Below are 22612 nucleotides of genomic sequence, written 5' to 3'. Positions count from 1 at the left end.
CTAAGTTAAGTAATGCAGTTCCTTTATTATCATTATCTTATTTGTTCAATTTTAAAATTTTGTAAATTATAATTTTTATACAAACAATACTACATCCTATGTTATAGTTCAACCTGTAAAATAGCCATTCTTCTTTTTTATTATACCCCTTAATTCATTGAAATCAAAGGATTTACTTAAAATTTTACCAGCCGTTTTTTTATTTTTAAAACTATAATAAAAAAGCACCTTTAAGCCTTATATATCAAGATTTAAAAGGCACTTTACTTTTAGCTTTGGCTGGTAAAATTTGAACAATTAATTGTGTATAGATATTGAAACAATTATTTTAACACAAATAGTTCAACTTAAGCCTTTATAAAGCTAAACTGATTTTAACCTTTTCATTAGCCATGCCATGTTTTCACCCAAATTTCTCATATTTCTCATACCTTCCTCATCTTTTAAAACATCACCAATATCTTTTCCATAAACCATATTCCAATAAGTAGAACCTACCAGTAAAACCTCTTTATTTAATAAAAAATGGTTTAAAGTATCTACAGCAGTCATTCCACCACCACGTCGAACTGCTGCAACAGAAGCGCCTACTTTATATTTAATTAGTCCAGGATTAACTGAAATAATAACACCTGATCGTTCAAGAAAAGCTTTCATTTTAGATGATATATCAGCTGAATAAACTGGTGATCCCAAAATAATTCCATCTGCTTCAATCATTTTTTTAAAACATTCATTAAAAGTATCTTTCTCAATAACACATTTTTCCTTTCCACTGCAAGCAAAACATCCTTTACAACCCTGAATTTCTTTATCAAATAGCTGTATTAGCTCTGTCTCTATTCCTCGTTTTTCTAATTCTTTAAACACTGTTTCAATTAATATTGCTGTATTCCCATTTTTCCGTGCACTACCACTTATTCCTATAACCTTCATACAACCCCCTCCTTCAGACTTTGTAAGTATATACCTTAGAGTTAACTCTAATGCAAGCTTTTTATTTTTAAATTATAATGTTTATATAAGCCAGCTTTTAAGGAGGTAATTATATTAAATGAAAAATCAGTTCAATATCAAGGAAGTTTCTAAATTAACAGGTTTAAGTGAACACACACTGCGATTTTATGAAAAACAGCTCTTAATAAAAAATATTTCTCGTGATAAAAATGGTTATAGGATTTATTCTGATTTTAACATAGAATGGATAAATTTTTTGATAAAAGTAAAAAATACAGGCATGCCTTTAAAGGATTTGCAATGTTATGCAGAACTCATGTCACCGGGTAATTCAACTATATTTGAAAGAGAAAAGATGCTTATAGAACATAGAAAAAGAGTAGAAATTCAAATTGAAGATTTAAAAACAATCTTGAATAGAATTGATGAAAAATTAGATCGATATCATCTACTAATGCAGCAGTTGTAAATAAAAAAGTACTCTTAATACTTATATTCCAAAGCTTTAGGAGTACTTTATTTTGCAGATTTATAATAATTAACTTAAAATCAAAATTTCCCTTGTTTTATTCTACTCAATAACCAAACTTTTAATTTCTTTATCGCTTGCATCAATTGGTAATGTCTTTATTTTATGATTCTATTTATTATATCTTCGTGTAAAACTTACTATTTATAACTCTTACCTAAAGTTGAAATTTGTCTTTATATTTAAAGAATTTTAGTAAAATAATAACGTTTTCCTGTGACAGGATAGTTTTCTAACGCAAACACTTCTTTGTACCCATATTTTTTATAAAATTTAGGTGCTTGAAAACTAAAAGTATCTAAAAATGAATACTTGCAACCACGCTCTTTTGCTGTTTTTTCTGCCTGCTTTAAAATATTACTTCCGATGTTATGCTGACGTAACTTTTCATTCACCCATAAAAACTTTATAAACAACCAATTACCATGCGTATTTCCAATTAGACCAGCAACTTTTTTGCCTGTTTCATCCTGTACATAAACTCCTAAATCCTTTGGGTTTTTATCTTCAATTCTCGCTAAATTATATTCTAATAAACCTTGAAAAATAATATCTTTATCTTGTTCTTTAATTTCATCAGTAATCTCAATTTTCATTTTAATTCTATACCTCCTTATATGCTTACTATTGTTTTTTTAGCATACCTACTATATTAAAGTTTAACCACTGTAAAATAGCCATTCTCATTTTTCATTATAGCACACAGCTAAATCTCTAGCAGAATAATAAAGGATTTTAGCCTTTATTTATGTAAAAATATGCTCCCTAAATAAGGAAGCATACGTTTTTACTAATTTATGCTTTAGATCATATTCCATAGAACTAAACTTTGAATAAAAAATCATTACTTTTTAATTGCTCTTGTTGCATAAAAACAGGGAATATTCAATTCATGAAGTCTGCCTTCACCATTGGTATCCTGGTATATATCTGTGAGTGTAAATCCTGTCTGCAGTTGTCCTCCAATTTGTTCTTCAATACTATGTGAAAATTGAATTCCCCAATCATTTTTCATTGAAGTCTCGTACAATTCTTTATCTTTCAATGGATTAAATGGAAGCTTTTGAATTATTTCTGTTTCTTTATCATCAATAATAAAATTAATACCATTATCTAATCCTGCCAATAAAATCCCTCCTTTTTTGAGCACTCTATAACACTCCTTCCAAACAGGAATAACTTCTTCAATATAACAATTAGAAACTGGATGGAATATCAAGTCAAAGACTTCATCCTCAAAAGGAAGCGGCTTTGTCATATCTGCTCTAATTGTTTTAATTTCATAATTTTCTCTCATAGCCACTTCTTTTTCACTTAACAACTGCTTTTCTGAATAATCTAGTACTGTACACTTTGCACCTAATGCAGTAAATATAGGCATTTGCTGACCACCACCAGAAGCTAGTCCTAGTACTTCAGCATTTTCCATTTTACCAAACCATTCCTTTGGTACTGGTTTAGTAGGCGTCAACAACACAAACCAATCATTATTTCTAGCTTTTTCAAAAACTTCATGACTAATAGGTTGACCCCATTTCCAACCTTTTTCAGACCATTCACTAATAATTTTAGAATTTATATCTGTATATTTTTTATCCATATAAATATAACCCTCTTTCATTATAAAGTGACTCTTAAGTTTATATGAAATTTTCATTTAAAATAAAAAAGTTTTATCTATCTATATAAAGCAGCTTAAAGAAACCAATTACCTTAAGAATCCTATAATTATCATAAACAATATTTTATTACTATAAAAGATAAATAATTACTATAGTTATTCTATGCACAAACCCCCTATAGTTCTGAAACTACAGAGGGGTATAAATAACTACTTTTTTACATATACAATTTTTTTAATTGAGTCATAGGAAAGATTGTATTTAAGCATAAGTTCATCAATGGTTTTACCATTTTCTTTTTCAAGTCTAATTTGTTTATTTCTATTGGCAATTTTCTCTTTTGCACCAGTTTTACTTCCCCAATTATTTTTTATACCTTCTATCTGAGGAATATATACTATCTCACCAGAAATGTACTTTTGAATCTCGTTAAGTAAACCTTCAGGTAATACTTCCATAGCATTTATATATTTCATTCTAATTCGCTCCTTCATCACTAATTAAAAAATAGTTCAGGCTGCAAAATCAGACTTATTAACACTTCAAAATTAGAATGAATATGGCGATTTAAGTTATCTCTATGCAGCTATCGCCATTGTCTATAAGACTGATTCTGCATAGAGCTTTGTATTTGTTATAAAATTACCTCCAAAATATGCTAGATTCAAACGAATCATTAACATTTTTTCACCTCCCCATATTATAAAACAAGAATAAAATAGCTTAATTTATATATAGATATACAACATCATAATTAAATTTTGCATTGCTTCAATAAATACTAAAATTTAATCTTCATTTTATAACAAAATTAAGATTTTCAAGCTGTATATCCATAATACGCATTTAAGTTATAAATAACTTTTGTTTTTTTAAGTAAAATCAATTTTGATTTATTTAATATATTTCATTTTATTCATATAAATCTCCTGCTAATCCTACTAAAATATTCCTTCTAACTATCTCATAGTTTGCATTTTTCTTTTCAATAGCTCCTCTTTCAATAAATTTATTCAAGGTTCTTAATAAATGCCTGTAACTTGTTCCTAATAGCTCCGATATTTCAGTTAAATTACAATCCTGTATAATCTTAGCTTCTTCACCCTTATCATTGATAGATATGGCTAAAATATAGCTTGCTAACCTATTTTCCAAAGGATACAGAAGATTTATTGAATTATTATTTGTACTTTCAGCAAGTTTTTTACCTAAGCTACTTATGATGTATCTTAAAAACTTACCATCATTCATTAATCGCTCTCTAATAATATTCAAATCAATAGATATACAATAAGTTTCCTGGATAGCCTGTATATTGCAATGAAATTTATTTAGCTTTATGCATTCAAGGTCTCCAATCACCTCTAAAGGATTATTAAAACTAAGTAGCAATTGTTTACCATTACTTAATATAGTATAAACTTTTGCTCTTCCCGATACTAAAAAACATAATTTAGTTATGTTTTCATCTGACCTACAAATATGTTCTCCTTTATTAAATTTCCAAAGCTTCATATACATTTGCATATTATCTGTAAATATATCATTTAGACTATATTTTTCAACATAATAAGCAATCTTATCATCATCAATAATTTCTATCATTAGAGCTCACCTTTATCTTTCATTGACATACTAGTATCTTTCACCAATAAACCCAATTAAAAAACTTCCTATTATTACCCTCTATAAATATAACATATATTTTGTCATATGTGACATATGTCATAGTATTGAATTTTATTATTATGTTAATTTAATATTAGTTATTTTAGGAGGTCATAATTTAATGTATAATTTTTTATCAATTTTAACAGGTGCTTTAATCACCATAATGGTAAGCTTTAATGCCATACTTTCAAAGAATTTTGGGAACTATACTTCAACTATTATAATTCATATTGTTGGATTAATTGGAATTTTACTTGTGCTGGCTATTAAAAGGTTAAAAATTCCTTTTGATAGATCAATATCTCTACTTACATATTCAGCTGGTGTTATAGGAGTTTTCACAGTTCTATTCTGTAATTCTTCAATGATAGCTTTAGGCGCATCCTTATCTGTTGCATTAGGTCTTTTCGGACAAGGGATTACTTCAATTATAATAGATCACTATGGACTTTTGGGCATGGAAGTTGTGAAATTTAATAAGAAAAAAATAATTGGATTTATAATAATGGTTCTAGGCCTTGTTGTAATGACAATTTATTAGAAAGGATAATTATAATGATATTAAATATAATTCTTGCTCTAGCAAGTGGACTAACTAACGTTTTGGGTAGAATTATAAACTCAAACTTAGCTAATAAAATAGGCATTTTACCTGGTACATTCTATAACTATTTAACAGGCCTAATAACCTCAACAATTTTCTTTATGTTTAGCAGTAATACCATAAGATATTCTCCTGATAAATTTTTAAGCTTACCTGTATATGCATATATTGGTGGTGCTCTAGGAGTGGTTGTTGTAGGAATTTGTAGCTACATAACCCCAAAAATCTCTGCTTTATATGCCACAGTACTTTTATTTGTGGGACAACTTTTTGCTGGAATAATCGTAGACTATTTCACATTACATGTTCTTTCAACAGGAAAAGTTGTTGGTGGCGTTTTAGTGTTATTGGGATTAGTTTATAACGCATTTGTAGATAAAAATGATACGGAAACTGCTAAAAATTCTTAATAGGTTATTTAAATTATACGTATTATTATATAATTTTTAGGGAAGTTACCTTGAAATGGCTTCCCTAATATCATAATATACTTTTTAATAATTGGTCTTATGATATTTTCAGTAAGATAATAGCTAACTGATTAATAGAATTTCCTTTGATAATATGTTTTGTACATTTAATACTTCAAATCCTATCGTTCTTCTTTTAAGATGTCCATATATACTTCATCATAAAATTTGCCTTTCAAATAATAGGATTGTCTTCTTCTTCCTATTTCTTTAAATCCAACTTTTTTATAACAATTAATTGCTCTTTCATTAAATGAAAAAACTTTCAACATTATATTATTTAAATTTAAATAATCAAACCCATAATCTAACAATAAATTAAGTACTTCCTCTCCATATCCTTTATTACGATTTTCTTCATCCCCAATAAATAATCCAACTTCTGCACACCGCCTTAATTGTTGAATGCCCTGAATTCCGCAATTACCAATCAATTTATCATTTTCTAAACAAACTATAGCAAACTGATATTTATCAGAATTTTGTACAATCCATTCCGTTTCGTTTTCCAGAGACGTAATTTTACAGGAAGTTCCTATGCCATCTGTAACACTAAAATCATTAAGCCACCTAACATAAGTTTCTGCATCTTCAACATTCATAGGTGATAAATAAAGCCGTTTGCCTACTATTTTTTTAAAATAATTCATATTTTACCCCATCTCCCGATTTACTATTAATTATAGCTCAAATCTATTGGTATGGAAATTATACCACATTATGTAATATAATTACATAATGACTTATTATAAAAATAAATATTTCTCTTCCTAAATATTGCATTATTTCATTTTCAAAAACATCCTTTATATTTCTGTTTTAAACAGCTCAGTCGTAAATTTCCCCTTCATCATTGTACTTTAAATAAATATTATAAATTATACCTATAATATATTTACAACCAACTACTATTTCATAATTTTAAGGGGATGATTTATTATATTAAATAATAAGGTAATCAGGATCTTAATAATTGTAAATCTACTTTTTTTATCCATAATACTTTTTAGTAAAATACATTTTATTTTTAAGATAATAGATACTCTATATAAATGCATTTTAGTTCCTATAATTATTTCAGTATTCCTATACTATATATTAAAGCCTTTGAATAATACATTTAACAGTAAGGGCATTAGTAATGGTATTTCATCCTTACTTACACTAACTATTAGCCTAATTGCTACTTTGTTAATTTTATATTTCTTTATTAGATATGCCATATTAGAGTTTAATGGATTAGCTAAAAATATAAAGATTTTTTATCTGAAACACTTTATGATGTAGATAAGTCATTAAATGCCTACGTTACCGGTCAGCTAATGGTATCATCCTCTCTGGCTATTATGATATATATAGGTTATAAAATAATAGGTATGCCAAATGCATTAATATGGGCTTTTTTTACTTTTATTTTAGGTTTTATACCTTTTATAGGATTTTTTATATCTATGATACTTCCATCAATTGTAGCTATAAGTAAAGGTCTATATATGATAATAAAACTTAGTATAGTATTTATTACTGTTCAAACATTAAAAGGAAGAATAGTAGTTCCACTAATAATGTCATCTGCATTAAAAATTCATCCTCTCACAGATATATTTTTAGTAGTAACAGCTGTTTCCTATGGAGGACCTATGGCAGCTTTTATTGTTGTTCCTCTATATGCCATGACAAAGGTTACTGTATTAAGTTTACATAAATATAGAATAATAAAAATACGGTAAGATGCATTATCATAGTCCCCTAACCTGTTTCATTATTTTTAAAATAAGTTCATAGTAAATGAATAATTTTCTATAAAAATGCCACTATATTAAAATGAAAATAATATATGCTTTTAATAATAGGAATATATTTTAATAGAATTTAACTTTTTCAATTTTAAACTAGTACTTAGTCGTTAAACATTGGATTTTTGTACATTAACTGATTTCAGCATATAAAACAAAAAATTCATGAGCACAAATGTAAATGCAAGAAAATATTCAAATAGCTATTGCATTTGACTTTTTACAGTAATATAATAAAACTATGAAAAGGTTAACATAATTCGTTTAAATTAAAAAATACTAAGTTTAAATTTGAACATAGCCTTGTACATTAATGACTATGTAAAAATAAAAACACATTAGACAAAAGCATATTAAGTACTTAATAAAACAACATCCAATTAAAGTTAGGTACTATATAGCTAAAGAGGAGGAAGACTATAATGAAATTTTCTAACAGAATAACTGCAATGGAGTGCTCTCCAATAAGAAAATTAATACCATATGCTAATAAAGCTAAAGAAAAAGGTAAAAAGGTTTACCATTTAAATATTGGGCAGCCTGATATAGTAACACCAAGACAATTTTTTGATGCTGTAAAAAACTTTAATTGTGAAATTTTAACTTATTCACCATCTAACGGAATACCCGAATTAATTGATGCTGTAATTCCCTACTACAGAAATTATGGTATGGAATTTTCAAAGGATGATATATTAGTAACTAATGGTGGAAGTGAAGCTTTATTATTCACACTTATGTCATTATTTGATAAAGGTGATGATATAGTTATTCCTGAACCATTTTATGCAAATTACAAGAGCTTGTTTCAAGTTCTAGAGATAAATGTTGTTCCTATTAGCACTAAAGTTGAAGAAGGCTTCCATCTTCCTTCAAAATCTGAAATCGAAAAAATTATTACTCCTAAAACAAAAGCTATACTAATCTCAAATCCTGGAAATCCAACAGGAACAGCTTACACAAGAGAAGAAATTAATACACTAGCTTCTGTTGCTAAGGAAAAAGATATATTTATAATATCTGACGAAGTTTACAGAGAGTTTGTATATGATAATTTGGATTATGCAAGTTTTGGAACTATAAAGGATATCGAAGATAAGGTTATAATAATAGACAGCATATCTAAAAGATATAGTGCTTGCGGTGCTAGAGTAGGTTTAATCGTAAGCAGAAACAGAGAGTTTATTACAAATGCCTTTAAACTTTGTGAAGTAAGATTATCTGTTGCTGAATTAGAACAGATAGGAGCAGCAGCCTTATACAAAACTCCACAAAATTATCTAAAAGAAGTTAATGAAGAATATAAAAAGAGAAGAGATATAGTTTTTGAAGCTCTTAGCAATATGGAAGGTGTAGTATGCAGAAAACCTGAAGGAGCCTTCTACTACATGGTAAAACTTCCAGTAGATAATGCAGAAAAATTTGTAATTTGGCTTTTAGAAGAATTTGATGTAGATGGAGAAACATTGATGATGGCACCAGCAGATGGTTTCTATGAAACAGAAGGACGTGGAATAGATGAAGTTAGAATAGCCTATATTCTTAATGAGTCTGATTTGTTGAAATCCATGAACATTTTAAAAGAAGGATTAAAAAAATATCCAGGAAGAACTACAAAATAGTAAGCTTAGACTTTTCAATTGTTGAATTAAATAAAAATAATGCGAAGCAAGTAACCGAAGAAACGTTAAGCTGTATTACGGCTGATATATAAAGCATTTAATAGAAAACTGTCTAACTTGTTAATCTCTTTCGAGATATTTCTATAAAATATTAAATAATAGACGTCCCCTCAATTTTTTAGTTATATTAACTTTTAATCAAATACAATTTTGATTAAGCCAAATTATATATAACAATGAACCTAAATTTGTATAACTGAAGTAACTAGTTTGAATTTTGACTTTTATGTAGGGATATATAATAAGTGTTTCACCACATTAGCTAAATTGTTTTTTTATTATTCTTAGCGAGAAGTTCATGAAAGCCTTAGAACTTTAGCCTTGTTTGAGGAAACCGAGTTTGGCAAAGTTCTTAGGTTTTCATGAACTTTGAGCTTAGAATAATTAAAAACATTTAGCAGTGATGAAACACTTATTATATATCACGTAGTAAAAGTTAAAATTCAAACTACCACTGCACTTTAATATCTAGTTACGTCGCATTATGCTTTAACTATACACAATCCTCAAACATTGGTTCAATATACTCTTTAATAAGTTTTATTCTATCCTCAGCATTCGGCATAAAAAGAGAAGCAATAGAAACTACCATTTTATTCTTTGTATTGACATAAATCACATTTCCTCCATCTCCCATAGCTGCATAGATATGTTCTTTATCATCAATAATCCACCACAGATAGCCATATAACAGCTTGCCCCACCTACTATGTTCTTTTGTACTCTCCTCTATCCACCATGCCGGTACAATTTGTTTACCATTCCATATTCCTTTATTTAAATACAACTTACCTATTTTTGCCATATCCATAGGTGTCAAGGTAAGACCCCAACCTGCTGTATTTACTCCTTGCGGGTCCGCAACCCAGCCCCTAACATCTTTCTCTTTATACCAGGCAAGTTGTTCCTCCTTATTACGAAAAACTACATTGCCACAAACATTAATGCCAATTGGTGAGAATAAGTATTCTGTTGCAAAATCAAGCACAGATTGTCCAGTTGTTTTTACAAGAATACCAGAAAAAATATCTGGTCCTATGAGCGGAGTGTATCTAAATTCTCCTATCTTTCCCCTTCCTCCTAATAAATCAAGCGCACTATTTACCCAGTTATGGCTTGTAAAATACTCTGTGTAGGGTTCTGACTCATATTTATACGGAGCTGTCATTGTCAGCATATCTTTAAGTGTAACATTCTGTATTGTTTTTTCTCCTCCTTTTACTGCATAATCAGGGAAAAACTCTAATACTTTTTGGTTGATACTTTTTATATAACCTTTGTCTATGGCAATACCAATCAATATGGAAATAATACTTTTTGTCACTGAAAAAACATGGAGGTTGCTAGCAGCTGTATATCCATTAAAGTAGTTTTCATATAGTGTTTTACCGTCTTTCAGTACAATTATGCCTGCAGTATTGTTATAGCTACTGTTTATTGTCTTTTCTAACCACATCTTTTTTGTTTGATTCATATGATCACCTCTAAATAAATTTGCAGCATGTTAGAAAAGAATAGGCTCAATGGGAATGTATATATCCACCTCATGGATATGGCTCTCACTTACACGAGCATCGTTGCGATACACTTCAAATGGATAGGAGTTTCTTGGAACATAACCACTGCCCGTGATCCACTCCTGGTACATGTAATTCCAGGCATCACTGTACTGTTCCTGCTGAATCTGAAAATGTCCCACCGCATACAGACCTCCTTCTAACTTCATCGTTCCAAGGATTCCATCTTCCTGAACCCCAATGTCCTCTGGCACCGTCAGACACAGACTGGTACGAAACTGGCTCTCCTCCCCAAATTCCGGATTGTCATGATACATGGCAAGTAGTAAGTTTTTACCATCTACAAGAAGGTTCTGCTTCTTTGCATGAGCAAATAACGTCTGCATCAGATTAACATACTCTTTTGCTAATGTCTCATAGGTACCTGTATGTCTCACATAAGCGACTTGTTTCTCCTCCAGGTTTTCTATGGTAATCTGCCCAGTCACGGGAAACAGATTGCCTGCCCATTCTTTCTTTGCTGTGTTCTTATTATACTCAGACAATAAAAAAGAATCTTTGCAATTCTTGCTATATTCCTTCCGGTATTCTCTTGGACTTACACCATAATAATTCTTAAATGCTCGGGAAAATACAGCTGAATCCGTATATCCCAGTTCATAGGCAATGTCCGTCATATTTTTATCTGTTCGGTGTGCCAGCAAAAAAAGTGCCCTCTCCATGCGAATCCGATTCACATAATGAGCTAACGGTTCATGTAATATGCCCTGAAAAATCCGGCTGAAATGATATTTTGAAAACCCTGCAGCATCAGCAAGCTCCTCAATAGACGGATATTGTTCTAAATGATTTTCGATGTAATCCTGCACTTTATGAATTCTTCGTATGTACTCTTCCTGACACTTCTGTTCTGACATATGATTCCCTCCTGTTCCTGTTAACCCCAGTATAACAGAAATGTTATTTTCTGACGACTCACTTTTAATATCCTAAAGCAAAGAAAGTATTGCTATTTAAAGATAAAAACATCCATAAATACCTAATTAATGTATACCTTTCGCAGCTTACTTCACAGCTGCCAATGAAAATATTAATATAGTTTTACATTTATTTGTTTTCATAGTAAAGGATATTTTATATTAAGATATATTTCTGCTAGAATAAAAATAGCACAAGATAAATTGAGAAAATTTCTAATAAGTATTAGAATGAAAATAAGAAATGAACCAATTTAGAATAAGGCTTTGAAAGGTGTGAAATACATTTCCTATGAAAATGCTGCTATTTAAAATGGAAATAATAGATGTTTACAATAATAATTATAAAATCAGGATAAGTAATGATGTAGAAGCTACTTTAATAGAATTTGACCCTTTTAAAAAAGAGTTGAATTTTATTCTAAGTAATAATTTAAATGTTTAAAATTAAGTAGGTAATAATTACTATCCATATATCCCTTGAATAAGGATTTAAATTATGTTATTATATTTTCACAGCAAAAGAATAACAAATTTAAAAATAAAATTCGTGCTAGATGGGGAGCTAGCGGTGCCCTGTAACCTGCAATCCGCTACAGCAGGATTGAATTCCCACTATAGGCTTTAATCTGTTTAGTCTGCCTGATCAAAGTGGTATTGAGAATTGGGTCCCATGCAGCAGAAGCTCACAAACTCCGTCAGATCCGGAAGGAAGCAGCGGTAAGTGATCACTTCTGAGTACCGTGGAACAACCTGGTTTGAGCTAACTAGATCTGTAACGTTAGTAGATTATTTGTCGACAGTGGGTGCACGATATACATAAATAATAGTTCTGAAATACTCGTTAAGCTCTTATTTTGAACCTACATTTAATTTAAGGGAATCCAATAATTAGATGAAGAAATGTACTTTCTTGTGAGTCCTTTTACGGCATTGAAGGCGATTGATACATCTATGAGGATACCCACCTATGGAGACATAGGTGTCAAAATCAGAGTACCGATATTTTGGATGTTGTTTAGAAATTTCAAGCCAATGCTTAGTTGTTAAGCATTGGCTTTTTATTTGAGCTTTTATCTTGATATTTAAACTTATGCATCTTCAAAAAAATAATAAGTCCATCTACTAGTCTATTTTGTGTCATGCGGCGTCGGCAGAACCCTTAGATAGTTCAAAACTATCTGCGGAACCTGCCTCCTTGCCTGACGCAAAATATCCTTCGCATCTGGACTTATTATTTTCTTTCAGATGCCTTAGTAAAATTAAAAGTTCATAATATTTTTAATAGTAATTATCTTTTCACTTAACTTATTCATATTTAAAATTGCATTTTGAGTACTGAATTTAGATAACTCAGTATTAGCTGCTTTTATTTTAGCAACTGCACTGTACATTTTCTGATAATTTCTTTCCTTTACAGCATTATTAAGAGAGTTAACTAAACCTGAATAATTATTGATAAGGCCAGTAAATTTATCAACATTTGCAATTTGTGAATTAATGTTTTTAACTAAATCGGTTTTTAAAGAGTTTAAACTTTCTGGAGCATTCATGCTTGAAACTTCATTTTTCATACTAAGTAAAGTCTGTTTATAATTATTTAAACATGAAGTCATATTATTAAAAACACCTGAAATTTGATTTAAAGAATTTTCTGTATCCTGTATACTGCTTGTATTTGAGTTAGCTGAAATTTTTTTAATACTTTCTCCATATTCACTAAACTTATTTCCAAAACTTTCAGTACTGTTATAAAAATTACCGCAGTAAATTAAAAGATTTTTTGTAAAATCTTTTTCTTGCTGTGAAATGTCACTTGATCTCTTTAATTTATATTCTGCAACTACATCTATTGATCCAGCACCACCAAGTAAAATTATATTTTTAAAATTTTTAGTACCTATATAAGATTTTTGTGATGATATATCTTGTCCATCAGTAAGTATTACAGGTGCCTTGGATTTTATTGCTAAAGCACTGCCAGATAAAGCATCCGGAAAATTTTCACCACTAGCTAATACTGCAGTATCAGAATCCAAATTAAAATACTTGCATATATTCATAGAAGTATCGTATCTATTATTACCAGGTATTCTAAATACCTTATCATCAGATAATGATTTAGATATAGCTTTAGCCTGTGTTACAACATTGTCAGAAATAACACCAGTACCACCTATTACGTACAATTGGTTAGGTTGTATATCATTTATTAAATCTTTAGTTTCTTCAGGCAAAATCTTCGAATCAGTCATCAATATTGGATATCCCTTAATGGCAGCTATACTTGATGCACTTAAAGCATCTGCAAAACCAAAGCCATTAGCAAGTATAACTGGAGTTCCCTTTTGAACTTTTACATCATTTAGTATGGCCTTGCTTGTATCAAACCTATTTTGACCACCTAATCTTACTACATTATTATAGCCCAGCTGCTTTATATAATTTATTGAATCATCGCTTATTGAAGAAGTACCACCTAAAACATACACAGTTCCACTTTTGTTTAAATGATTTTTTATATATTCTAAGGCATCAGAACTTGTACCAGGAGTTGATCCTGCTAATAGAATAGGTGCATTATATTTTTTTGATAGTAAGCCGCCAGACAATGCATCTGGAAAGTTTTCACCATTAGCTAATATTACGGTTTGTATATTACCATTGTTAAAGCTTTCTGAAATATTAACAGAGGTTTTATATCTGTCACTTCCGGACAATCTAGAAACGTTGTAACCATTATCCGCATAAGCTGATGCAGAGCTGCCTAATGCGATTAATACTGTTAGACCTAAAATTAATGTTTTTTTCATAATTATAAAGTTCCCCCTTAAGACATAGTGATTAAATTATGGATTAATATACATAATAATGCAATAACTATAATTACTCCTAATAATTTAAAATATGTAATTATCATCCGCATTATCCTTATTATTTCCTCTTTCTTTTTATTTTCATATAATCCATACAGTCTATTTTTTGTGCTTTAATCTGACATTTTACTATTAATTTAAACATACAATTTTATCTACTACTTTTATTCAATTCTATGTTTAACAAGTGATATTGCAAATATTAGCAGTGGAATCACTATTTGGAATGGAATGGAATAATAAGGCCAAACTTCTCCTCCCCACCTTAGTGTATCAAATATATTGTCAAACAGCCAAATAGAAAGAATAAGAACAAATGAACTAACTGGAATAACTAAAATTCTAAGATTATTTAGATTAAAAAGTTCAGATATACCTGCTATAGCAGCATATATACAGATAACTACCTTTACACCACCACCAATCATCATATTAGCAGTGATAAGTGGTTCAGGATTAATACTAGGAATTAATTCTGCTGATATATTAGAAGGAAAGTGAGTTCTTATAATCATATCAGAGCCAAGAACTAAAAAATCTTTTATAATAGACATAAAAATAAGAAATCCACCAACTCCAAGAGCAAAATAAGAAGTTTTTAGAAGTTTTTCTTGCTTATTTAAGTAAGGAAATATCATTAAAAACACAACAAGTTCACCAAAAGGAAATGTCAGATTGCAAAAAGCCGGTTTTAAAACAAATACAAAGCCATTTTCCAAAACTGGCAAAAGATTTTTGAAATCATAACGCTCTGCACTTGCAACAATAAGAAACAGTACAAATAAAGGTAGTACTAACATCATTAACTCATTAGTTCTTGCTACAACTTCAAACCCCTTCTTAAGTGCAATGGCAATTATTAGTGAAAGAGCACCCATAACAAATGCAATAGGTGTCTCTGGAAAAGTAGTAGTAATCATATACTCTCCAAAATCTCTTAAAACAAGTGCAGAAATATGAATAAAATACCATATATATGCAATTGATATTATTATACCTGCTATTTTTCCAAAGGTGTCTATTAAAATCTGTATAAGTGTTTTATAAGGATTTAATTTGGCTATACCTAAATAAACACTCAATAAAGCAAATCCTCCAGCCAATGCTAGTATATATGCAATCCAAATATCCTGAAGTGCTCCTTTTACGGGATTTATAATAACTGTATTAGAATATAAAAAACCGATAATCAATAAAAATAATTGGATTTTTGAAATTTTTACACCTTTAACCATTTTATCTCCTTAAAATATAAATTTAACTACTTTTTCAATAAAAATAGAAGGGCTTAATGGTGCTTTATCAAGAACAATAAGTACACTTAACCAAACATTGATAATTGTAAAAACAAAGTATATAGCTAATACTTTTGCCTTTTTTTTTACTTTTAATAGTTCTGGTACATCAAAAGATACTATGGCAATAAAAATTAGCATAATTATAATTATCATAATTAGTACCCCATTTATTCAGGTTTTGTTGGTTTTGAAATATATCCTGAGCCACGAATTTTTGTAGTTATGTCTATATTAACTTCTGCTTCACTAAACCCTTTTTTATTCCAATCACTACTTAGTTTTTTCCACTCTTCAGGATATTTCTTATGCAATATTTCACCAAATCCAAAGATGTCACTTTTTAAATCTTTTTTTGCATAATTTATAACATCTGTCAGTTCTCTTTCAACAACTTTTTCAGACTGAGTTTCAAGCACTTTAAGTTTATCTGAAACTGTAAAATCTTCAGCATCAATCTGTTCACCAATATTACCATCTAATTTAATTTTAATATTAAACCTTGGTTTATTATTAGCAAATGTTACACTTTCTTTTTTCTTAGAACGCAGTACCTCAATGGAAAACTCCTTTTTTTCCTCATCTGGGTGAGAAAAGTTAATAATTGTGCTTTTTACCTTACCCTCTGCAAAAAGTAATGCTCTTATCTGCTTTGCATCAAGCCAGCCAACTAGCTTATCTTTTTCAAAAGCAGCAGCACCCTCTATTTTCATATTTTCTACTAAAGCTTTTCCTTCATCATTTTCTGACTGTATTGTACCAATAACTACATTCTTTCCTTTACCTCTTAAATCCTTCATCAAATCAAATAACTTAATATCTCGTGTCTTGGAAAGGGCAGTATTATTTTTCAATGTTTCAGCAATATGACTTGCTGGAATTTGAGATATTTTTGTTTTTGCATTTATTATATTTTTTGCAGTTGTATTTTTTGCTATAAGCACATATGCTTGAATATTGGATTCCTGATCTCTTTCAAAAAAATCCAAAGTTTCCATTAGTCCTGTTCTTGCAAGTTTCTCTCCAATAACTATAATTTGGACATCTGTTATAAATAATTTTCGATTAATTGATTTTAGAAGGTTTCTAATAGAATCAAAGGTGGTTTCGCCAGTACTGGACAAAGTCCATACTGCGTTTTCCTTACTGCTTAAACCTGCTTCTGTAGTTCCTTTCATTTGCTGAGAATTTACCACTTGTACTGTAACTTCAATTTTACCATTATCATTTTTATCTATTCCTATGGCAACAGCAATGGATCGTTTCGTTAAATCCACATTATTCCAGCAACCTGTTATTGTGCTGCTTAAAGTAAAACAAATAATAAGAATATAAAATATGTATTTCTTTATCTTCATAATTAATTTACTTTCTTTCTAATATCAATTTTCATCCGTTTTTTATTGTTACCATATCTTATTAAAGATCTTGGTCTTATAAACATTGCCCATATTGGTACTCTCACAACTGTATCTTTTAAATCTGAAAAATTCATAGGTGCCAAAGGACTTAAATAAGGTACTCCAAAGGATCTCAATGAAGTTAGATGAATAATTATTACAATCCATGCAAGAATAATACCCATATAACCTAAAATATTGGCAGCAATCAGTAAAAATACCCTAAGGATAGGAACAGTACCTCCTAATGGTGGAACAATAAAACTTGTTATAGCTGTTAATGCAGTAACTATAACCATTGGATTACTGACAAGTCCTGACTTAACAGCTGCATCTCCTAATACTAATGCACCAACAATACTTACAGCCTGCCCCACAGGTCTTGGCATTCTAATTCCAGCTTCTCGTAAAATTTCAAAAGAAACTATCATAATAAGAGACTCAATAATTGGAGAAAAAGGAATTCCTTCCTTTGAAGCCGCCATAGTTAAAAGTAATTTAAATGGAATAACATTTGGATGAAAAGCCACTAAGGCAACATAAAAGGCTGGTAATGTAGTAGAGATTAGTAATGCTAACAGCCTTAAAATTCTAATTATTGAAGCTAAATATGGTCTAGAGTAATAGTCTTCACTTGATTGTAATGGTTCTATAAACAGAAAAGGTACAGTTAGTACAAAGGGAGTTCCATCACAAATTATAGCTACTCTTCCTTCTAAAATCTTTGCTGCAGCAATATCTGGTTTTTCTGTATTACCTACTGTTGGAAATAGTGACAATGGGTGATCTTCTATTAATTCCTCTATGTAACCTGATTCCAAAATAGCATCAATTTTAATATTATTTAGTCTTTTTCTTACAATGTCAACAATTCTTTCATCAGCTATTCCTTTTATATAGCAAATAGAAACAGATGTATTAGTTTGTTCCCCTAACACTATATTTTCAAATTTTAAATTAGGATTTTTAATTTTTCTTCTTAAAAGAGAAGTATTTACTCTTAAAGTTTCAACAAAACCTTCCCTTGGTCCTCTTACCACTACCTCTGTTTCTGGTGGTCCTACACTTCTAGATGCCCATGCTTGTGCTGCTGCCACAAGTGCCGTTTCCAAACCATCTATATATAAAACCACATATCCTGAAAGAATATATTGAACTGATCCTCTAAAGTCTTTCGTCTCCTGAATTTCACTTATACTTAATAAATGCTTTTTTAGCATATTTATTATATTGTTTTTACTAAGTTCACTACTTAAACTGCTTAGCTTTAATTCAACAGTAAGAGGCCTCAATATATCCGTATTGACTATATTGTTATCTATAAGGCCATTAATATAAGCCATAATAATCTTTATCTGAGATTCTTTTAATTCTATTTCCCTATAAACAAAATCACTGCAGTCTGAAAATATATATTGTAAATCGCTTTTAATATCATCAATAGATTTAGATATCTTTTGTTTCTCTTGCTTTAAACTTGTAGTTTCATTTTTAGATTTATCGTATGAATTGTGATTAAAAGTGTTTCCATAATCCATTGGTAATTTTACCTTCTTTCACCACATACTTTTTAAAATAAATGCATAATATACTAATTAGTAAATAGTATAATCAAATTAAGGACATATATGTATTAACATTTTAGTTTTTAAATAATTAAAATCTAGAAATACTATATTTAAAAATATAAACTAATAAAAATAAGGTAGAGTGCCTTATTTAAAATGTCCTTGACATAGGTTCCATTTTAATTTATGCTCCTCTACCTTATTTCATTTAGTTTATAAAAGGATTTTACTGATTACCTAAGAAACTAAAAGAATATTATTTATTGTCATTACTAAATATTTAGTAATGCATTTGAAATTTCCTCAAATCTTTCATCAGTTATACCAAGTTTTTTCTTAAATGGTTCATCTTCCATTCTTGCTACAATTATTTTGTCAGGAGATATTTCCTTAATAATATTTTTTATCTTTTCAATTGATTCTTCATCATCGTTATAACCCTTAATGATAGTAATTTCAAATATAAATTTTCCTTTGTATTTTTTGTTAAAGGAAACCATGTTTGAAATATATTCTGCTAATGTATATCCTTCAATAGGTCTTTGGACTTTTTGAAAGCCTTCTTCCGTTATTATTTTTATTTCTCCAACAACCTCATCACATTTATTAGCAATTTTCATATATTCATCTCTACCTAATAAATATCCATTAGAAAGTAGTCTTACAGGCAAACCTTTGGCTATAATAAAGTCAATAATATCACCAATTTTATCATTTACTAAAGCTTCTCCTTTTGAGTTAATAAAGACTAATTCTGCTTTTGTACTTTCTATCCTGTTTCCAAGTTCAATCAATGAACTATCTATTTTATCAAATGACATTTTTGTATCTACTTTATTTTGTGACCTTCCAATAGGACAAAATATGCAATCAAAATTACAATACTTTTCTGGAAGTACGTTAATCTCCAGTACTCTTCTTCCATCTTCTATATAAATATCTTTATAACTGAAACCACTCATTACCTTTTTTCTCCTTTCGTATAACCGCGGTGCAATCTAATCTTACTAGCTCCCACTCGTAGATTGCCCGTTAACGGTCATTTAGACCTTTAACATCAAATTAATCTATTGATACTTCTTTATTGTTAATATCAAGAATTGAAATCTTGCATGTTCCACCTAAATTATCCTGTACTTTTTTTGCTAAATCTTTTAAAGCATTCTCAAAATCTTTAACTCTTCCTTCATCAACTAATTCAATACACAAAAAAGCATTCTTTGTATTTTCAGTGAGCATTGTTCTTACTGATTCACGCCAATTAAAGCATCTGCAAATTGCTCCTTCGTTATCTTTATATACTATTTCACCTTCATATGGTGGTGCACTCTCATCTGTTCCTAATGTAATAAAGCTTTCATCTCCAACTGCCTTAGTCAATCTTATATCTCCGGCAAATTTATCTATATCTTCTCCACCACAAGGCAATGCATATGTTAAAGAAATAGAATTGTAAATATCAACTAGCGGATTAATAGTTCCTATATGATTTCCTTTATCAACTCGTTTTAACAATGCTTCAATAGATGATCTTGCACCTTTCTTTGTTTTAAATTTTTGGAAGGCTTCTCTCCATACTTTTATGACTTCATTGCTGCTGAATTCTGCATTTTCCAAATATTTTAAGGCTTCTTTTTCTGACTTACTAATCATATTCTTATATTGCTCTTCATCTTTTATAGAGTTATCTATTCCATGACAAACTATAATTCCTATCCTTGCACCTGGAAATAAACTCCAAAAACCATCTTCAATAACAAACTTTTTCATTAAAATTCCTCCTTCATATTAAGCTAAATAGCTGCGTATTTTCTTCTTATCACTTTTCTTTAATTAAAATTATATTTATTTCTAAGTTATATACAATTATTATTAGTCTATTGATATTAATTTTAAACCAACAATTCCAAGAACTATAAATGCCATACAAATCATACGCATTAAATTAATTGGCTCTTTAAATAAAATAATGCCTAAAACTACAGTGCCAACAGTTCCTATCCCTGTCCAAATTGCATATGCATTGCCCAGTGGTAAGCTCTTTAAAGACAATGATAAAAAATAGAAGCTTGCAATCATTCCTATAACAGTTAGGATGCTAGGTAATATTTTTGTAAATCCCTGTGAGTACTTCAGCCCTATTGCCCAGCTTACTTCGAAAAAACCTGCTGTAACTAAATAAATCCATTCCATAAACTTTACCTCCCTAAATTATTAATTAAGATTAGCATAGTAATATTTCATGGCTTATTTAAAAGAAAATAAAACAAAAAGCCTAAGGAAATATTACAAAAATATCTCCCAGGCTTTTATCCCTCCGTGTACACAATTAAATGTGCGTCTCCTCTTGGACCAGCCAGTTACAAACTGCGGAACCCTAGAAAACTCAAATATATAATTAAATTATAACTTAAAAATTTAAATTTATGGATTGATTTTAGCATAATATTAAAGCTAAGTCAACTATATATCTCCCTTTACTCTTCGAAAAATTTCACTGCTGAAGCTTTAAGATACGGCAATAATTTGTATAAAAGGTAACTACAAAACGTATATTTCCGTTTTTTATAAAAACAAAAACGGGAGCACTTTTTTGTGACTGTTGTAATGTCAAATAAAAACATTGTAAACTAATAAACTTTTTATATTTTTTGTAGTAATTATAAGTGAAATATATTCATCCATATGATGAATATAATGAACTTTACTAACTTAAAAACGGGAGATATATTATAAATAAAACGATTACACAAAAGCACTACCTATTCTAATTATTAAATTAAATATAATGGTTGAAAAAGCAGAAATGTAATATGTTAATAAAAAATATTATAAAAATTTAAATAAAAAGTATTTGAAAGGATGGGATTAGAAATGGACACAAAAAAACTATTATTTAATGCAAGAGCAATACATGCAGGGAGTGAACTAGATCCAACTTTGGGAATTACAGATATTAAAAATGCATTAAATCTGTAATTTGCAATATAGATTGTAAACGATAAAATACCATATAAGAAACAACAAAATTATTAATAGATATAGGGAGGTCTTTACTAAATGTTAAATTATACTTTTCCAGTTATTCTTATTACAGTTTTTAATGTTTTCTACAATATTTGTGCCAAATCAGTTCCAGAAAAAGTAAATGCTTTTGCATCATTAAATATAACATATGCTACAGCAACTATAATTACATTTCTTTTATTATGTTTGAACAAAAGTTCATCAGAAGGAATTTTCCTGCAATATAAAAATATAAATTGGGCAAGCTTTATGACAGGAATGTTAATAGTTGGGTTAGAATATGGGTATGTTCAAGCATTTAGAGTAGGTTGGAATATCAGTACTTTTTCAGTAGTAACAAATATTTGTCTTGCTATTGCATTAATATTTGTTGGCATACTATTATATAAAGAACATATATCCCCAAGCCAAATCTTAGGTATACTATTATGCATTGGTGGATTATTTTTTATAAATAAAAGATAACTTTTTTATTTATAGTCAGTTCATGAATTTCTTTTAAGAATATTAATTATAAATACATAACATTTAAATAATTGTGAGATTACATAGTTATAAGTATGAAGTTACCTACCTCATAATACATTTCTTAATAAGTTAATAGCAAAAGCAAAGATCCAT

22 protein-coding genes, 2 other RNA genes, 1 pseudogene and 1 riboswitch are annotated in these 22612 nt (G+C 29.3%); of the genes and pseudogenes, 9 read left to right on the top strand and 16 right to left on the bottom strand.

The features are described from left to right. Positions 1-363 precede the first annotated feature (363 nt). Entirely contained in the window at positions 364-936 is a 573-nt protein-coding gene (locus HBE96_RS03405; protein WP_169296356.1) for a flavodoxin family protein, read from the bottom strand. Positions 937-1054: 118 nt separating this feature from the next. Here HBE96_RS03405 and HBE96_RS03400 point away from each other — a divergent pair, with 118 nt between their 5' ends. Continuing rightward, positions 1055-1426 carry a MerR family transcriptional regulator gene (locus HBE96_RS03400; protein WP_169296355.1) on the top strand — a complete coding sequence of 124 codons (372 nt, stop codon included), beginning with the start codon at positions 1055-1057 and terminating at the stop codon, positions 1424-1426. A gap of 242 nt (positions 1427-1668) precedes the next feature. Here HBE96_RS03400 and HBE96_RS03395 read toward each other — a convergent pair whose 3' ends face one another. From HBE96_RS03395 to HBE96_RS03380, 4 genes are all read right to left on the bottom strand, one after another. After that, complete coding sequence (locus tag HBE96_RS03395; RefSeq protein WP_169296354.1) at positions 1669-2082, bottom strand: GNAT family N-acetyltransferase; 414 nt, start codon at positions 2080-2082, stop codon at positions 1669-1671. A 248-nt stretch (positions 2083-2330) separates the two neighbouring features. Continuing rightward, positions 2331-3086: a class I SAM-dependent methyltransferase gene (locus tag HBE96_RS03390; RefSeq protein WP_169296353.1), complete on the bottom strand. Its 756-nt coding sequence runs from the start codon at positions 3084-3086 to the stop codon at positions 2331-2333. 231 nt (positions 3087-3317) lie between these two features. Continuing rightward, on the bottom strand, positions 3318-3584 hold the full coding sequence (locus HBE96_RS03385; RefSeq protein WP_169296352.1) for a CD3324 family protein: 267 nt from the start codon (positions 3582-3584) through the stop codon (positions 3318-3320). A gap of 436 nt (positions 3585-4020) precedes the next feature. Then, on the bottom strand, positions 4021-4713 hold the full coding sequence (locus tag HBE96_RS03380) for a cyclic nucleotide-binding domain-containing protein (protein WP_169296351.1): 693 nt from the start codon (positions 4711-4713) through the stop codon (positions 4021-4023). Between the two features lie 184 nt (positions 4714-4897). Between HBE96_RS03380 and HBE96_RS03375 the strand changes: the two genes are divergently transcribed. Continuing rightward, positions 4898-5320: a DMT family transporter gene (locus HBE96_RS03375; protein ID WP_169296350.1), complete on the top strand. Its 423-nt coding sequence runs from the start codon at positions 4898-4900 to the stop codon at positions 5318-5320. A 14-nt stretch (positions 5321-5334) separates the two neighbouring features. Beyond that, positions 5335-5793 (top strand): DMT family transporter, encoded by a 459-nt coding sequence (locus HBE96_RS03370; protein WP_169296349.1) that lies wholly within the window; start codon positions 5335-5337, stop codon positions 5791-5793. A 182-nt stretch (positions 5794-5975) separates the two neighbouring features. On the opposite strand, the gene HBE96_RS03365 is transcribed toward HBE96_RS03370, so the two are convergent. Continuing rightward, complete coding sequence (locus HBE96_RS03365) at positions 5976-6503, bottom strand: GNAT family N-acetyltransferase (protein WP_169296348.1); 528 nt, start codon at positions 6501-6503, stop codon at positions 5976-5978. A 660-nt stretch (positions 6504-7163) separates the two neighbouring features. Here HBE96_RS03365 and HBE96_RS26140 point away from each other — a divergent pair. Together HBE96_RS26140 and HBE96_RS03355 are read left to right on the top strand one after the other, a co-directional pair. Further along, positions 7164-7583: pseudogene (locus HBE96_RS26140) on the top strand (AI-2E family transporter); the annotation flags it as partial. Between the two features lie 488 nt (positions 7584-8071). Next, entirely contained in the window at positions 8072-9271 is a 1200-nt protein-coding gene (locus tag HBE96_RS03355) for a pyridoxal phosphate-dependent aminotransferase (RefSeq protein WP_169296347.1), read from the top strand. 553 nt (positions 9272-9824) lie between these two features. On the opposite strand, the gene HBE96_RS03350 is transcribed toward HBE96_RS03355, so the two are convergent. Both HBE96_RS03350 and HBE96_RS03345 read right to left on the bottom strand, forming a co-directional pair. Beyond that, a complete protein-coding gene (locus tag HBE96_RS03350; RefSeq protein ID WP_169296346.1) occupies positions 9825-10805 on the bottom strand; it encodes a serine hydrolase domain-containing protein in 981 nt (326 codons plus the stop codon). 30 nt (positions 10806-10835) lie between these two features. Continuing rightward, positions 10836-11765, bottom strand: a complete 930-nt coding sequence (locus HBE96_RS03345) for an AraC family transcriptional regulator (RefSeq protein WP_169296345.1) — start codon at positions 11763-11765, stop codon at positions 10836-10838. 373 nt (positions 11766-12138) lie between these two features. Here HBE96_RS03345 and HBE96_RS26600 point away from each other — a divergent pair, with 373 nt between their 5' ends. From HBE96_RS26600 to ssrS, 3 genes are all read left to right on the top strand, one after another. Then, on the top strand, positions 12139-12270 hold the full coding sequence (locus tag HBE96_RS26600; protein ID WP_281064324.1) for a hypothetical protein: 132 nt from the start codon (positions 12139-12141) through the stop codon (positions 12268-12270). A gap of 103 nt (positions 12271-12373) precedes the next feature. Next, positions 12374-12639: signal recognition particle sRNA large type (gene ffs / locus HBE96_RS03335), an RNA gene on the top strand. A 12-nt stretch (positions 12640-12651) separates the two neighbouring features. Continuing rightward, a non-coding RNA gene (ssrS, locus tag HBE96_RS03330) (6S RNA) lies at positions 12652-12843 on the top strand. Between the two features lie 244 nt (positions 12844-13087). On the opposite strand, the gene HBE96_RS03325 is transcribed toward ssrS, so the two are convergent. The 8 genes from HBE96_RS03325 to sugE form a co-directional block, all read right to left on the bottom strand. Next, positions 13088-14638, bottom strand: coding sequence for a cell wall-binding repeat-containing protein (locus HBE96_RS03325; RefSeq protein WP_169296344.1), 1551 nt, complete (start codon positions 14636-14638; stop codon positions 13088-13090). 227 nt (positions 14639-14865) lie between these two features. After that, entirely contained in the window at positions 14866-15936 is a 1071-nt protein-coding gene (locus HBE96_RS03320) for a GerAB/ArcD/ProY family transporter (RefSeq protein WP_169296343.1), read from the bottom strand. 9 nt (positions 15937-15945) lie between these two features. Next, positions 15946-16152, bottom strand: coding sequence for a hypothetical protein (locus tag HBE96_RS03315; protein ID WP_169296342.1), 207 nt, complete (start codon positions 16150-16152; stop codon positions 15946-15948). Between the two features lie 14 nt (positions 16153-16166). After that, positions 16167-17354: a Ger(x)C family spore germination protein gene (locus HBE96_RS03310; protein ID WP_169296341.1), complete on the bottom strand. Its 1188-nt coding sequence runs from the start codon at positions 17352-17354 to the stop codon at positions 16167-16169. A 2-nt stretch (positions 17355-17356) separates the two neighbouring features. Beyond that, positions 17357-18934 carry a spore germination protein gene (locus HBE96_RS03305; protein ID WP_169296340.1) on the bottom strand — a complete coding sequence of 526 codons (1578 nt, stop codon included), beginning with the start codon at positions 18932-18934 and terminating at the stop codon, positions 17357-17359. A gap of 302 nt (positions 18935-19236) precedes the next feature. Then, positions 19237-19926 (bottom strand): radical SAM protein, encoded by a 690-nt coding sequence (locus HBE96_RS03300; RefSeq protein WP_169296339.1) that lies wholly within the window; start codon positions 19924-19926, stop codon positions 19237-19239. 100 nt (positions 19927-20026) lie between these two features. Next, on the bottom strand, positions 20027-20734 hold the full coding sequence (locus tag HBE96_RS03295; protein ID WP_169296338.1) for a B3/B4 domain-containing protein: 708 nt from the start codon (positions 20732-20734) through the stop codon (positions 20027-20029). Between the two features lie 102 nt (positions 20735-20836). Next, positions 20837-21157, bottom strand: a complete 321-nt coding sequence (gene sugE, locus HBE96_RS03290; RefSeq protein WP_169296337.1) for a quaternary ammonium compound efflux SMR transporter SugE — start codon at positions 21155-21157, stop codon at positions 20837-20839. Positions 21158-21260: 103 nt separating this feature from the next. After that, a riboswitch (guanidine-I (ykkC/yxkD leader) is annotated at positions 21261-21356 on the bottom strand. 668 nt (positions 21357-22024) lie between these two features. On the opposite strand from sugE, the gene HBE96_RS03285 reads away from it, so the two are divergent. Continuing rightward, positions 22025-22456, top strand: coding sequence for an EamA family transporter (locus HBE96_RS03285; RefSeq protein WP_169296336.1), 432 nt, complete (start codon positions 22025-22027; stop codon positions 22454-22456). Positions 22457-22612: the final 156 nt, after the last annotated feature.

Origin of the sequence: Clostridium muellerianum (assembly GCF_012926525.1) — a bacterium.
Lineage (GTDB): Bacteria > Bacillota > Clostridia > Clostridiales > Clostridiaceae > Clostridium_AM > Clostridium_AM muellerianum.
Note: the sequence above shows the minus strand (reverse complement) of the source record. Positions and strands in the feature narration are given on the sequence as shown.

What these genes read in the sequence shown, in the direction of transcription:
- HBE96_RS03405 (WP_169296356.1), bottom strand. Translation starts at nt 936, where the DNA reads ATGAAGGTTATAGGAATAAGTGGTAGTGCACGGAAAAATGGGAATACA.
- HBE96_RS03400 (WP_169296355.1), top strand. Translation starts at nt 1,055, where the DNA reads ATGAAAAATCAGTTCAATATCAAGGAAGTTTCTAAATTAACAGGTTTA.
- HBE96_RS03395 (WP_169296354.1), bottom strand. Translation starts at nt 2,082, where the DNA reads ATGAAAATTGAGATTACTGATGAAATTAAAGAACAAGATAAAGATATT.
- HBE96_RS03390 (WP_169296353.1), bottom strand. Translation starts at nt 3,086, where the DNA reads ATGGATAAAAAATATACAGATATAAATTCTAAAATTATTAGTGAATGG.
- HBE96_RS03385 (WP_169296352.1), bottom strand. Translation starts at nt 3,584, where the DNA reads ATGAAATATATAAATGCTATGGAAGTATTACCTGAAGGTTTACTTAAC.
- HBE96_RS03380 (WP_169296351.1), bottom strand. Translation starts at nt 4,713, where the DNA reads ATGATAGAAATTATTGATGATGATAAGATTGCTTATTATGTTGAAAAA.
- HBE96_RS03375 (WP_169296350.1), top strand. Translation starts at nt 4,898, where the DNA reads ATGTATAATTTTTTATCAATTTTAACAGGTGCTTTAATCACCATAATG.
- HBE96_RS03370 (WP_169296349.1), top strand. Translation starts at nt 5,335, where the DNA reads ATGATATTAAATATAATTCTTGCTCTAGCAAGTGGACTAACTAACGTT.
- HBE96_RS03365 (WP_169296348.1), bottom strand. Translation starts at nt 6,503, where the DNA reads ATGAATTATTTTAAAAAAATAGTAGGCAAACGGCTTTATTTATCACCT.
- HBE96_RS03355 (WP_169296347.1), top strand. Translation starts at nt 8,072, where the DNA reads ATGAAATTTTCTAACAGAATAACTGCAATGGAGTGCTCTCCAATAAGA.
- HBE96_RS03350 (WP_169296346.1), bottom strand. Translation starts at nt 10,805, where the DNA reads ATGAATCAAACAAAAAAGATGTGGTTAGAAAAGACAATAAACAGTAGC.
- HBE96_RS03345 (WP_169296345.1), bottom strand. Translation starts at nt 11,765, where the DNA reads ATGTCAGAACAGAAGTGTCAGGAAGAGTACATACGAAGAATTCATAAA.
- HBE96_RS26600 (WP_281064324.1), top strand. Translation starts at nt 12,139, where the DNA reads ATGGAAATAATAGATGTTTACAATAATAATTATAAAATCAGGATAAGT.
- HBE96_RS03325 (WP_169296344.1), bottom strand. Translation starts at nt 14,638, where the DNA reads ATGAAAAAAACATTAATTTTAGGTCTAACAGTATTAATCGCATTAGGC.
- HBE96_RS03320 (WP_169296343.1), bottom strand. Translation starts at nt 15,936, where the DNA reads ATGGTTAAAGGTGTAAAAATTTCAAAAATCCAATTATTTTTATTGATT.
- HBE96_RS03315 (WP_169296342.1), bottom strand. Translation starts at nt 16,152, where the DNA reads ATGATAATTATAATTATGCTAATTTTTATTGCCATAGTATCTTTTGAT.
- HBE96_RS03310 (WP_169296341.1), bottom strand. Translation starts at nt 17,354, where the DNA reads ATGAAGATAAAGAAATACATATTTTATATTCTTATTATTTGTTTTACT.
- HBE96_RS03305 (WP_169296340.1), bottom strand. Translation starts at nt 18,934, where the DNA reads ATGGATTATGGAAACACTTTTAATCACAATTCATACGATAAATCTAAA.
- HBE96_RS03300 (WP_169296339.1), bottom strand. Translation starts at nt 19,926, where the DNA reads ATGAGTGGTTTCAGTTATAAAGATATTTATATAGAAGATGGAAGAAGA.
- HBE96_RS03295 (WP_169296338.1), bottom strand. Translation starts at nt 20,734, where the DNA reads ATGAAAAAGTTTGTTATTGAAGATGGTTTTTGGAGTTTATTTCCAGGT.
- sugE (WP_169296337.1), bottom strand. Translation starts at nt 21,157, where the DNA reads ATGGAATGGATTTATTTAGTTACAGCAGGTTTTTTCGAAGTAAGCTGG.
- HBE96_RS03285 (WP_169296336.1), top strand. Translation starts at nt 22,025, where the DNA reads ATGTTAAATTATACTTTTCCAGTTATTCTTATTACAGTTTTTAATGTT.